11 protein-coding genes are annotated in these 12,752 nt (G+C 68.1%); 2 read left to right on the top strand and 9 right to left on the bottom strand.

Translation table 11 applies throughout. The features are described 5' to 3' along the window. Nucleotides 1-21: 21 nt before the first annotated feature. Nucleotides 22-1,533 (bottom strand): carboxylesterase/lipase family protein, encoded by a 1,512-nt coding sequence (locus AC4LGL_RS22500; RefSeq protein WP_491840696.1) that lies wholly within the window; start codon nt 1,531-1,533, stop codon nt 22-24. Between the two features lie 76 nt (nt 1,534-1,609). Between AC4LGL_RS22500 and AC4LGL_RS22495 the strand changes: the two genes are divergently transcribed. Continuing rightward, on the top strand, nt 1,610-2,326 hold the full coding sequence (locus AC4LGL_RS22495; protein WP_491840695.1) for a hypothetical protein: 717 nt from the start codon (nt 1,610-1,612) through the stop codon (nt 2,324-2,326). Here the strand turns inward: AC4LGL_RS22495 and AC4LGL_RS22490 are convergent. Then, complete coding sequence (locus AC4LGL_RS22490) at nt 2,323-2,661, bottom strand: hypothetical protein (protein WP_491840694.1); 339 nt, start codon at nt 2,659-2,661, stop codon at nt 2,323-2,325. The genes AC4LGL_RS22495 and AC4LGL_RS22490 overlap by 4 nt on opposite strands. 122 nt (nt 2,662-2,783) lie before the next feature. On the opposite strand from AC4LGL_RS22490, the gene AC4LGL_RS22485 reads away from it, so the two are divergent. Then, nucleotides 2,784-3,122 (top strand): RNA polymerase-binding protein RbpA, encoded by a 339-nt coding sequence (locus AC4LGL_RS22485; RefSeq protein WP_064881086.1) that lies wholly within the window; start codon nt 2,784-2,786, stop codon nt 3,120-3,122. A gap of 60 nt (nt 3,123-3,182) precedes the next feature. On the opposite strand, the gene AC4LGL_RS22480 is transcribed toward AC4LGL_RS22485, so the two are convergent. The 7 genes from AC4LGL_RS22480 to cobN all read right to left on the bottom strand — a co-directional run bounded on the left by AC4LGL_RS22480 (nt 3,183) and on the right by cobN (nt 12,572). After that, the gene (locus AC4LGL_RS22480; protein ID WP_491840693.1) at nt 3,183-3,992 is read right to left on the bottom strand and encodes a polyprenol monophosphomannose synthase; all 810 of its coding nucleotides are present in this window, start codon (nt 3,990-3,992) and stop codon (nt 3,183-3,185) included. Between the two features lie 9 nt (nt 3,993-4,001). After that, a complete protein-coding gene (gene lnt / locus AC4LGL_RS22475) occupies nt 4,002-5,903 on the bottom strand; it encodes an apolipoprotein N-acyltransferase (protein ID WP_491840692.1) in 1,902 nt (633 codons plus the stop codon). Continuing rightward, on the bottom strand, nt 5,893-7,488 hold the full coding sequence (locus AC4LGL_RS22470; protein ID WP_491840691.1) for an amidohydrolase: 1,596 nt from the start codon (nt 7,486-7,488) through the stop codon (nt 5,893-5,895). The genes lnt and AC4LGL_RS22470 overlap by 11 nt, the downstream gene beginning before the upstream one ends. A gap of 17 nt (nt 7,489-7,505) precedes the next feature. Continuing rightward, a complete protein-coding gene (locus AC4LGL_RS22465) occupies nt 7,506-8,000 on the bottom strand; it encodes an FxsA family protein (protein ID WP_491840690.1) in 495 nt (164 codons plus the stop codon). 6 nt (nt 8,001-8,006) lie between these two features. Continuing rightward, nucleotides 8,007-8,435: a PPOX class F420-dependent oxidoreductase gene (locus AC4LGL_RS22460; protein ID WP_491840689.1), complete on the bottom strand. Its 429-nt coding sequence runs from the start codon at nt 8,433-8,435 to the stop codon at nt 8,007-8,009. Between the two features lie 5 nt (nt 8,436-8,440). Further along, complete coding sequence (locus tag AC4LGL_RS22455; RefSeq protein WP_491840688.1) at nt 8,441-8,824, bottom strand: PPOX class F420-dependent oxidoreductase; 384 nt, start codon at nt 8,822-8,824, stop codon at nt 8,441-8,443. 97 nt (nt 8,825-8,921) lie between these two features. Next, nucleotides 8,922-12,572, bottom strand: coding sequence for a cobaltochelatase subunit CobN (gene cobN, locus AC4LGL_RS22450; protein WP_491840687.1), 3,651 nt, complete (start codon nt 12,570-12,572; stop codon nt 8,922-8,924). Nucleotides 12,573-12,752: the final 180 nt, after the last annotated feature.

Below are 12,752 nucleotides of genomic sequence, written 5' to 3'. Positions count from 1 at the left end.
TCAGAGTTGGATCAAACGAACTCAGCGCTCGGCGAGGGTGAACCCTTCCCAAGCCTGGCGTCGCACCGACCGCGGGTCGTATTCGACGCGGGGCTTACGGTCGAATACGAACACCGCGCGGTCATCGCTGTCATAGGCCGGCCACCCCGGGCCCGGCTCCCCGGACCGGCTGAACTCGCGCCACCGACGCTGCACGTCTCGGCTGACCCGCCGGGCCGACGTGCGGTCCCCCACGGCGGTCAGCAGCGCGCCGTAAGTCGTGTGGTACGTGTCGAACACGGCGAGCAGTTCCATCGCATGCGTCGCACCGAGCCCCGCCCAGTGCAGGGTGCGGGGCGCGTAGTCGTAGCGGTACACGTAGGTGGGTGCATGCTTGCTGTGTGCCTCGGCGATCTGCCACGTGGCCGAGGCGAACGCGAAATCACCACCGAGTCGCACACAGGCCGCGCTGCTCGGATAGTCCGGGTAGGCCGCGACGATTCGACGGCGGTCCTCGGGATCGGTACGGGCGAACAACTTTTCGATCATCGGCTCATTGGTCGGCAGCAACGGGAGGAACCGGGTGAACAGCCGGCCCTCGTCGGCGTTGTTACCGACGATCAACGGCACCCGGTGGGCACTGCCCTCGGCCATCGCCGTCACCGGATCGACCGGCAGGTACTCCGTGCCGAACGTCGGGCCGACCGGAAACGCGCCCGGCATGTCCGTCTGTCCGCTCATGATCAGTGATTCCAGGGCCCGGCCCAGGTCCGCGGGGCGGGCGGACATGAGCGCGGCGGCCGCCGATCCCCCATCGGGACTGACCAATTCGGCGAGCTGATCCGCGAGCCGGGCCGCGGCATCCATGGAGCTGACCATCCCGCTGGCCGGGCTCTCCGAGATGACCTGAGCGAACAGCCCTTCGGCCTCCGGCACCGCGAGCAGTGTCGCGACTGCATGGGCACCCGCACTCTCACCGAAGATCGTGACGTTGTCGGGGTCTCCGCCGAACACCGCCACGTTGTCGCGGACCCAACGCAGGGCCAGCACCAGGTCACGCAGGAACAGGTTGTCCTCGATCGGATGGTCGGGTGTCGCCAGCGACGACAGTTCGACGCACCCGAGCATCCCGAGCCGGTAGTTGACCGAGACGAACACACAACCGCGCCGAGCCAGCGCGCCACCGTCATAGACGGGCGTGGCCGAACTGCCCATGATGTAGCCACCGCCGTGAACGAAGAACATCACCGGCAGCGGACCGTCGGAGTTCGGTTTCTCCGGCGCCACCACGTTGAGGGTCAGGCAGTCCTCACTCATCGGCTGGTGCTTACCCACACCGACGAGCGTGTAGCGGCGTTGCTGGGGCGCGCAGTAACCGAACCCGTGGCAATAGCGCACACCCGGCCAAGGCTCGGCGGGCTCGGGCGCCCGCAGACGCAGCGGCCCGACCGGCGGTTTGGCGTAAGGGATGGAACGCCAACGATGTACGCCGTCACGCGTGAAGCCCTCGACGATGCCGGTACTGATCTTTGCCCGGACAGTCCGCTCGTGCATAGACCGACCGTATCGAACAACACCATTGGGGGCGGACAGGCGGTGGGCGTGGCATGCGACCGCTAGCCTTGCGGGTATGCGAATCGCTGTGACTGTTGGGGCTGCTGCGCTTTTGGCGGCGCTCGTGGCGGCCTGCTCACCCGGAGGGGGGCACGAGACGCAGCCGAACTCGCAGCCCCGGATGTCGATGCCGGCAGGCGCCCCGCACACCAAGATCACCACAACCACCACGACCACCACCTCGCCGCTGCCCACCACGGCTCCGGACCCGGGTACCCCGATGAACCGTGTGATCAAGTGGGTCGAGGCGGGTACCCCTGCCGATCCGTCGGGCTTCCATACGGCAACACGCGAAGGCCAATCCACCAATCTGGGTGACGATGTCGCGTTCGTCGCCCCGTCGGGCAAGGCCCGTTGCGCCACCGACAAGATGGTCGAAGGCCAACTGGCGTGCCTCATCCAGGCCAGCGACCTCCCCTCGAAACCGTCGGACGTCGAGGGCCAGTGGATTCCCGGCTGGGTGGATTTCGGCGGGGAGACGGTGGATATCGGCTCGCTCCACGGAGATCCGGGCCGGTTCAACTACGGCGACGGTGCGGAACTGGCCGCGGGCAAGTCACTGGCCTTCGGCGACTACCGGTGCCGCGCCGACGACACCACGCTGGTGTGCGTCAACTACGCGCACCAGTCCGCGGTGCTGCTGAGTTCGTCGGGCGTCGAACCACTGGGCTGCCTCAAGCCGGTCCCGCCGCCGGTGGGCGTCGGGCGTCAGCTCAGCTGCCCGCCCGACTAGCGCCAGCCGTCGGCGACCTTCGCGGCCTGCAGCAACGCGTCGCACAACTGTCGCAGTTCGTCGGTTCCGGCACCCTCGTCGACCGCGATCGCGACATCCTCGGCCGCACACCGGACCTGATACACCCGGTCGGACAGCTGGGCGGCTTCGTCCGCGGAGAGCACCACCGAATCCGGGGCCAGTGAGGTGCCTTTCACCATCGCGCGTTGTTCGTAGGCTCGCTGCCGGCAGGATTGCCTGCAATACTGGCGACGCCGGCCCATCTGCGCATCGGCGACCTCACGACCACACCACCGACAGGGTTGCGGACGATTCTTTCGGTGGTGGTGCGCCATGGGTCCCGACTGTAGACTGCCCGACGCCGCGACCCGCGTATCATCGATGGTCGAGTCGGGAACTTCGCAACGCGTTGCTGCGTTGATACATCCGGACAAACGCCGAACAAGGAGTGTTGACGATGGCTGATCGCGTCCTGAGAGGCAGTCGCCTCGGAGCCGTGAGCTACGAGACCGACCGCAACCATGACCTGGCGCCGCGTCAGGTCGCGCGCTACCGCACCGACAACGGTGAGATATTCGACGTCCCGTTCGCCGACGACGCCGAGATTCCCGGCACCTGGCCATGCAAGAACGGCATGGAGGGCACCCTGATCGACGGCGACGTGCCGGAGCCCAAGAAGGTCAAGCCGCCGCGTACCCACTGGGACATGCTGCTGGAGCGCCGCTCCGTGGAGGAGCTCGAAGAGCTGCTCAAGGAGCGCCTCGACCTCATCAAGACCAAGCGTCGCGGTAGCTGAACCCGATAAAAAACCGCGGCCATGCCCAGTGGGCATGGCCGCGGTTTTTTGCGTCGCCGACTAGCTTCGCACCACACCCCTGGCGCGGTCCAGGCGTCCGCGGATACCCCACTCCGCGACCTTGAACATCGCCTCACGGATGTTGGAGCCGCTCATCTTGGAGACCCCGAGCTCACGTTCGGTGAACGTGATGGGCACCTCGACCACCTTGAAGCCGTTGTTGATCGCACGCCAGGTCAGGTCGATCTGGAAGCAGTAGCCCTTGGAGTCCACCGCGGACAGGTCGATCTTCTCCAGCACCTCCCGCCGGTACGCGCGGTAGCCGGCGGTGATGTCGTGGATACCGACACCCAGCAGCAACCGGGAGTAGGTATTGGCGGTCTTGGACAGCACCAGCCGCCGAACGGGCCAGTTGCGCACCGTCCCGCCGGAGACATAGCGCGAACCGATGGCCAGGTCCGCACCGGCGTCGACCGCATCCAGCAGTCGGCTCAATTCCTCCGGCGCGTGACTGCCGTCGGCATCCATCTCGACCAGGACCGAGTACCCGCGGCCCAGACCCCAGGCAAAACCGGCCAGATACGCCGCACCCAGGCCGGCTTTGCTGGTCCGGTGCATCACGTGGATGCGATCCGGGTCGGCCAGGGCCAGCTCGTCGGCCAGCTTGCCGGTGCCGTCGGGGCTGCCGTCGTCGACCACCAGGATGTTCACCTCGGGGCTGGCGTGGTGCACACGCCCGACGATCAGCGGCAGGTTCTCCCGCTCGTTGTAGGTGGGAATGATCACCAGGGCGCGCTGACTCGGGCGTTCACCGTCCCGGCGAGGGCTGGATTCCCCCGGCCGCTGCGCTCCGTCACCAGGGACTGTCATGTGGCTCCTTCATCGTCGCGGGCCTTCGCCGGTGCGACGCCTCATTCTTTGCACGAACCCTCCATTGTGCAGTATTGCGGCGAGCAACGCCCCAAATCCAATCGTGACCAGCGCCACCTGCAAGGCCGGTCCCCACTCGGTGGCGGGTGTCAGCTCGGTTTTCAGCCTGACCTGGCTGTCCAGATAGGCGGGCTGGAAGAACTCGGTGCGAGCCAGCTCACGTCCGTCCGGCGCGATCACGGCACTGATCCCGGTGGTCCCGGCCACCACGACGTACCGATCGTGCTCGACGGCCCGCAGTTTGCCGAACGCCAACTGCTGCGCACTCATGCTCTCGTCGAACGTCGCATTGTTGGTGGGCACCGTCAGCACCTGCGCGCCGCTGAGCACCGACTCCCGCGCGGCCCGGTCGAAGATCACCTCCCAGCAGGTGGTCACCCCGATCGGCACTCCCGCGGCGTGGACGACGCCGTTACCCTCACCCGGCACGAAGTAGCCGGCCCGGTCCGCATATGACGACAGGTGTTTGAAGAAGCTGCGCCACGGCAGGTACTCGCCGAACGGCTGCACGATCTTCTTGTCGTGGCGCTCCCCCGGCCCGTGTTCCGGATCCCAGACGATCACGGTGTTGGTGGCGACCGGGTTGTCCGCGGTGTAACCGTCGGCCTTGGTGACGGTTCCCACGAGGATCGGCGCGCCGATGGCGTCGGCGGCGGCGGTGATCTGAGCCGCGGCGTCGGCGTTGGCCAACGGGTCGATGTCGGAGGCGTTCTCGGGCCACACCACGAACATCGGCTGCGGGGCCCTGCCCGCGCGGACGTCGTCGGCCAGCTGCTGCGTCTCTTTCACGTGGTTGTCGAGCACCGCACGGCGCTGGGCGTTGAACTCCAGTCCGAGCCTGGGCACATTGCCCTGCACGGCGGCCACGGTGACGGTCTGCTCATCGCCCGCGCCGGTCCCGGAATGACGGACCTGCGGCCACAACAGTGCGGTGGACAGCAGAACCACTGTGATGCTCAGGCCGGGCAGCATGACCGCAGGCGCGGGGAAGCCCGGCTTGTGCCCGTGACGCCACCAGTGCGCGATCTCCAGTGCCAGCAGCGTCGCACTGAAGCCGACGAGCGCCACCGCGAACGACAGGAGCGGGGCGCCGCCCCAGCGCGCGATGGCGAGCAGTGGTCCGTTGGTCTGGCCGAATCCGACCACGCCCCAGGGAAATCCGCCGAACGGCACGGTCGACTTGAGCCACTCCTGGGTACTCCACAGCGCCGCGAACCACAACGGCCATCCGGGCAATCGCCTGACCACGACCGCCGACAGGCCGAAGATCCCGCAGAACACGGCCTCCATGGCGGCCAGGGCCAGCCAGGGCACCGCGCCGACCAGACCGCTGATCCACGGCAGTAGCGGGATGTAGAAGGCCAGTCCGAACAGGAATCCGTAGCCGAAGCCGCCGGCGAGGGTCGTGGACCGCAGCGTCAGCACCCAGCCGATCAACGCCAGCCCGACAAAGGCCGCCCACCACCAGCCGGTGGGTGGGTAGCTCAGGCACAGCCCGAGTCCGCCGCCGACCGACGCGCTCAACTGCGCCCACCGCGCCGCGGCGGCGCGGCCGAACCGCGACGCCCGGACGGTCACCACGGACCAGCGGTCGGGAGTGCCCGCCACGGTCAGGCGATACCCGCGGTCCTCGGGTTCGTCGTCGGGATCGATGTCGGCCACCGGATCCCCGGTGACGTCCTCATCCAGTTCGCCGAAGGACTCGTCGTCGAGCTCGTCGAGTTCTGCCAGTTCGTCTTCCTCGATGGCCGGGATCACGTCGGTGGTCTCGTTGGGTCGCGGGCGGCCCAAACCATCCGGCCGCGGCGCCCGGGAGCGCTCGGATCGGTCTCGGGGACGGTCACTGCCCATGAATGACGACACCCCGGTGGACGGTCTGACGGCAGCGCGGCAGGTCCGCGTCGGCGGCCAGCCGCGGCAGTGCGGGAACGCGTGACCGCGGGTCGGTGGACCAACGTTGGACGGCGTTTGCCGGTGCGCTGACCTCCAGATCGTCGGCATCCCACACCGCATAACTGGCAGCGGCCCCTGGCGTCAGCGTTCCGGTGACACCGTCGCGGACCCCACCGGCCCGCCAGCCCCCACGAGTGGCCGCAGCGAACGCTGCCCGAGCCGAAATGGCGCTGCCTGCGCTGCGGTGTGACACCGCCGCACGCACGGTCTGCCAGGGATTCATGCTGGTGACCGGGGTGTCTGAGCCGAAGGCAAGGGGCACGCCTTCGGATGCTAACAGCGCAAACGGGTTGAGCCGGTGAACTCGGTCAAGCCCGAGACGCTGGGCGTACATGCCGTCTTCGCCGCCCCACAGGGCATCGAAGATGGGTTGCATGCTGGCCATCACACCCCAGGCGCCCAACTGGGCGGCCTGCTCGGCGTTGACCATCTCCAGATGCTCCAGGCGGTGACCGCAGCGGGCCACGGCCGGGCCACCCAGCCGCTGCGCCACAGCCTCGAATCCCTCGACGACCGCGGCGACGGCGGCATCGCCGATCACGTGGAACCCGGCCGGGATTCCGGCCTCCGTGCATGCCTGCAGATGTGTGGTGATGGCACCGACGTCGAGATAGGAATTGCCGCAGGTGTGGGGTGCGTCGTGGTAGGGCTCGTGCAGCCACGCGGTGCGTGAGCCGAGAGCGCCGTCGACGAACAGGTCTCCGGCCAGCCCCCGCGCGCCCGTCTCGGCAATCAGGTGGCGGGCATGTTCGGCGTCGCGGGCCGGCTCGCCCCAATATCCGACGACCTCTACTCCGTGCTCCAGCGCACGCAGCTCCTGCCAGTCCAGCAGGCCGCCGATCTGCGGGCCTGCGCATTCGTGGACCGCGGCGATTCCCATCCCGGCGGCGTGGTCGAGCGCCTCGACGCGGGCGTCGTGCCGTTGCTGCGCGGTCAGCTGTTCACGCGCGGCGGCGCGCACCAGGTGATGCGCCTCGGCGCTCAGCGGGCGCTGCGGATCGAACCCGGCGGCCTCGGGCAGTGCGGGCACCAACCGGCGCAGCGCGGTGGTGGCGGCGGCGGAATGCACATCGACGCGGGCGAGATAGGCGGGACGGTCTCCCAGGACGCCGTCGAGGTCCTCGGTGCTGGGGCCGGTGCGTTCCGGCCAGCCCGACTCGTCCCAGCCGTGCCCCCACACGGGCCCGTCCGGATTCCAGCGGGCGTATTCGTCCACCAGTCGCAGGCAGTGCGCCAACGAGGTGGCCCCACGCAGGTCCAGGCCGCGCAGATTCAGCCCGGTGGCGGTCAGGTGCACGTGGCTGTCGACGAACGCCGGGGCGACGAACCCGCCGTCTAGGTCGATTACCTCGGCATCGGGAAACTGTGACCGGCCGACGTCGTCGGTACCCAGCCACGCCACTACTCCGCCGCGCACGGCGAATGCCGTCGCGTCGGGATAGCTGGGGCTGTGGATACGCCCGTTGATCAGGAGAGTGGTCAAGCTGTTTCGGCTGGCGGTCAGGCCTGGGGAGGCAGACGGTACGGATCGACGTCGTTGACGTCGATTACTTCGCCGTCAATGTAGTCGCCTGTCCCCCGTCGAAAATCGGCGGCACCGGTCGCTGCACCGAAACCGGCGGGGGCGGCAACGATGAGCGGCACCCGCCGGGCGACCAGGCCCGTGAGCACCGGCCGTGCGGCCGCCCGCGTGGGCGGCAACAGCAACAGTGCGCCGACGACCGAGCTGGCCAGTCCGGGAATCACCACCAACACGGTGCCCAGCGCCACCAGCAGGCTGTCGGACACCGCGCCCTGGGGATCGGACAGGCCACCTGACAGGCCCGCGCGCAACCGGCGGATGTGCCGGTTGAGCTGCGAACCCGCCAACACCAGCCCGATCACGAACGAGGCCAGCAGCAAGAGCACGGTGTAGCCGAACCCGATGGTCGCCACCAGGGCGACCATCACCGCCATCTCTACGAGGAGATAGATCAGAAACAGCCGCTTTGCCATGCCAGGTCAACGATCGGGCGGGCGGTTCGGTTCCGGAGCGGGTGCCGGTGCGTCGGCGGCACGCACCTCGATCGCGCTGTGCACCTTGTCGATGCCGCCGCGCAACAGGGCCCGCGGCACGAAGTACCAGACGTGGTTCCAGTACCGCTTGATGATCGCCTCGAACACCCGCCGGGTCTCGGACTTCGGCAGGTTGTGCGCCACCGCCTCCACCGGATCGCCCTTCGGAGCGCCGAGCACACCGCATTTCTGGATCGTGACCCGCGGGGTGTTGTTGATGCGCTTGGTCTTCCACGATCCGTCGTCGGTGATGATCAGCAGCTTGTCACCGTCCGGGACGCCCCACACCGCGGTCGGCTTGGGCTTGCCGGTCTTGGTAAAGGTGGTCAGCAGCAGGTACTTCTCGCGGTAAACGTCCTCGAAGGTAGGTGCCATGAGACTCAGTTCACCGGTTTGAGCAGAAGCGAAACGTTGTTCTGCATGCCGCCGCGCAGCTTGGAGAAGACGTTGAACGTCTTGCCCAGCAGGCCGTACCGCTTGCCGATCGCATCGTAGGTGGCGCCGTTGGCCGATTTGGGCAGGATCTCCGCGACGGCCTCCACCGCCTCACTCTTGGGATTGCCACGCACGTCACAGGCCGCGAGGGTGACCCGCGGCGTGTTGCGGATCCGTTTGACCTTCCAGGATGTTTCCTGCGTGATCACCACCAGCCCGTCAGGTGACGGCGCGGCCCAGATGGCGGTCGGCTTGGGCCGCCCGTCCTTGGTGAACGTGGTCAGCAGAACGTAGTTGGCCTTGGCGACATCGGCGAAGGTGAGAGCCATGCTGCCCAATCTAAGCCAACAGGTCGGCGGGCGTTGACTCTGCGAACAGGGCGCAAATGTGCGAGAACGGTGCGCCCTGGGCGCAGAGTCAGCGCGGTCAGCCCTCGAGTTCGCCCTCGGTTTCCAGCAGCACCTGACGCAGCCCGTCCAAGGTGGCCTGCTCGGGCTCGGCCCACATGCCACGCCCCGCAGCCTCCAGGAGTCGCTCGGCCATGCCGTGAAGCGCCCACGGGTTGGACTCCGACATGAACTTGCGGTTCTCGTCGTCGAGAACGTATTCGGCCGAGAGCCGTTCGTACATCCAGTCGGCCATCACGTGCGCGGTGGCGTCGTAGCCGAACAGATAGTCGACCGTGGCCGCCATCTCGAAGGCACCCTTGTAGCCGTGCCTGCGCATTGCCGTGATCCAGCGCGGGTTGACCACCCGGGCCCGGAACACCCGGTTGGTCTCCTCTGACAGCGTGCGGGTGCGGACGGCATCTGGGCGGGTGTTGTCACCGATGTAGGCCGCCGGGGCCTGTCCGGTCAGTGCCCGCACGGTGGCGACCATGCCGCCGTGATACTGGAAGTAGTCGTCGGAATCGGCGATGTCGTGTTCGCGGGTGTCGGTGTTCTTGGCCGCCACCGCGATTCGCCGGTAGGCCCGGTTCATGTCATCGGCGGCGGGGGCTCCGTCGAGTCCGCGACCGTAGGCGAATCCGCCCCAGGCGGTGTACACCTCAGCCAGGTCGGCGTCGTCGCGCCAGTTGCGGCTGTCGATCAGCTGCAGCAGACCGGCCCCGTAGGTTCCCGGCTTGGAACCGAAAATCCTTGTGGTGGCTCGCCTTTGATCGCCGTGTTCGACCAGGTCGGCCTGCGAGTGGGCACGAACGTAGTTATCCTCGACCGGCTCGTCGAGACCCGCCACCAATGCCACGGCGTCGTCGAGCATGGTGACCACGTGGGGGAAGGCGTCGCGGAAGAACCCCGAGATGCGCACCGTGACGTCGATGCGTGGTCGGCCGAGTTCTGCCAGGTCGATCGGCTCCAGGTTGACGACCCGGCGGGACGCGTCGTCCCACACCGGCCGCACTCCCAGCAGGGCGAGCACTTCGGCGATGTCGTCACCGGCCGTGCGCATGGCCGAGGTACCCCACACCGACAGCCCGACCGATTGCGGCCAGCGGCCGTAGTCGGTCCGGTAGCGGTCCAGAAGTGAATCCGCCATCGCCACACCGGTTTCCCAGGCCAGCCGCGACGGAACCGCCTTGGGGTCCACCGAGTAGAAGTTGCGGCCGGTGGGCAGCACGTTGACCAGTCCGCGCAACGGCGAGCCGGACGGCCCGGAGGCGATGAAGCCGCCGGCCAGGGCGCGCAGCACCTGGTCGATCTCCGCTTCGGTACCGGCCAGCCGGGGCACCACCTCGGTCGCGGCGAAGCGCAGGATGCGGGCCACCTCGGGATTGTCGGTGATGCGGTCCACTGCGGAAGCGTCCCAACCGGATTCCTGGAGCGCGGCCACCAGCTCGCGGGCACCGGCCTCGGCGGCGTCGACGGCCGCGCGGTCGTCACTGCCGTCCTCGGTCAGGCCCAGCGCCTGACGCAACCCGGGAACCGTCTGCTCGCCGCCGAACAGCTGCCGGGCCCGCAGGATGGCCAGCACGAGATCGAGTTCACCTGGGCCGGTGGGCTTCTGACCCAACACATGCAGACCGTCGCGAATCTGGACATCCTTGATCTCGCACAGCCAGCCGTCCACGTGCAGCAGCATGTCGTCGAAGGATTCCTCGTCGGGACGATCCTCCAGACCCAGATCGTGGTCCATCTTGGCCGCGCGCATCAGCGTCCAGATCTGCTGGCGGATCGCCGGCAGCTTGCCGGGGTCCAGCGCGGAGACTGTGGAGTGCTCGTCGAGCAGCTGTTCGAGTTTGGCGATGTCACCGTAGGTTTCGGCGCGCGCCATCGGCGGGATGAGGTGGTCGATCAGGGTGGCGTGCGCCCGGCGCTTGGCCTGGGTGCCCTCCCCCGGATCGTTGACGAGGAAGGGGTAGATCAATGGCAGGTCCCCGAGTGCGGCGTCGGTGCCGCAGGCCGCGCTCATACCCAGCGTCTTGCCCGGCAGCCATTCCAGGTTCCCGTGCTTCCCCAGGTGCACCACGGCGTCCGCACCGAACGAACCCGGGAACGACTTGTCCAGCCAGCGGTAGGCGGCCAGATAGTGGTGGCTGGGCGGCAGGTCGGGGTCGTGGTAGATGGCCACGGGGTTCTCCCCGAAGCCGCGCGGCGGCTGAACGATCAGCACCACGTTGCCGGCCTGGATGGCCGCGATGACGATCTCTCCGTCGGGATCGCGACTGCGGTCGACGAACAGCTCTCCCGGTGGCGGGCCCCAGTGCTCGGCGACCGCATCGGATAGCTCGGCAGGCAGCGTGGCGAACCAGGCCCGGTAATCCTTTGCCGGAACCCGGATCGGGTTGGCGGCCAGGGCCTCGTCGGTCAACCAGTCCGGGTCCTGACCGCCGCGCTCGATCAGAGAGTGGATCAGGGCATCCCCGTCGCCGGAGTCGACGATTGTGGCAAGGTCGCCGGGCGCTCCGGTGTCGCCGATGTCGTACCCCGCATCGCGCATCGTGCGCAGCAGTGCGACCGCGCTGGCCGGGGTGTCCAGACCGACGGCATTGCCGATGCGGGCGTGCTTGGTGGGATAGGCCGAAAACATCACGGCCACTCTCTTTTCCGCAGCCGGGATGGCTCGCAACCGAGCGTGCCGTACGGCCAGGCCGGCCACCCGCGCACAACGCTCGGGGTCGGCGACGTAGGAGATCAACCCTTCGGAATCGATCTCCTTGAAGGAGAACGGCACGGTGATGATGCGCCCGTCGAACTCGGGAACGGCGACCTGGGTTGCCACGTCCAGTGGCGACATGCCGTCGTCGTTATCCGACCACTGATCCCGCGAACTGGTCAGACACAGGCCCTGCAGGATCGGAATATCCAGTGCGGCAAGGTGAGCGACGTTCCATGAATCGTCGTTACCGCCGGCACCGACTGTCGCCGGGGTGGCGCCGCCGGCAGCGAGCACTGTGGTGACGAGCGCATCGGCGGTGCCCAGCAACTCGAGGAGTTCGGGTTCGGCGGTGCGCAGGGAGGCGCAGAACACCGGCAGCACCCGGCCGCCGGCCTGCTCGACGGCGTCACACAATGCCTCGACGTAGCCGGTGTTTCCGGCGAGTTGCTGGGCGCGGTAATACAGCACGGCCACGGTCGGACCGGCGGCGTCGGTGGCGGCGCGCTCGAGGACACCCCAATTCGGAGTGCTCACCGGCGCCGCGAAACCGAATCCGGTCATCAGCAAGGTGTCGGACAGGAAGGAATGCAGGTTCGCGAGGTTTTCCAGACCGCCCTGGGCCAGATAGATGTGGGTCTGCAGGGCCGCACCCTGCGGGGCGGTCGAATGCCCCATCAGCTCGGCGTCGGGCGACTGCTCGCCGCTCACCACGATGGTCGGCAGGCCGCTCGACACCACGGTGTCGATGCCGTCCTGCCAGGCTCGGTACCCACCGAGGATCCGGATCACCGCGATGTCGGCACCCTCGAGGAGCTCCGCGAGCTCACCGCTGACCAGCCGCGACGGGTTCGCCCAGCGGTACCGCGCCCCACTGGCGCGGGCAGTGATCAGATCGGTGTCCGAGGTCGACAGCAGCAGGACGGTGGGCGTAGCGGCATCGTTTGCGGCGGTCGAAGCGGCGGCGTCAGAAGGGTGGGACACCCCCCATTCGTACCGCACCGGCTACCCGATCGGGGCAGCCGGTGCGGTACGGATCAGCAACGTTCAGGGTTGGGTTTCGCCGAACCGGTCGTGCCACGACTGCCGGTAGGGCCGGCCCGGCGTCGCAACGAGCACCAGCACGAGCACGGCGAATGCACCGAAGGCGAGCATGGATCACTC

It is taken from the genome of Mycolicibacterium arcueilense, assembly GCF_058536225.1.
Note: the sequence above shows the minus strand (reverse complement) of the source record. Positions and strands in the feature narration are given on the sequence as shown.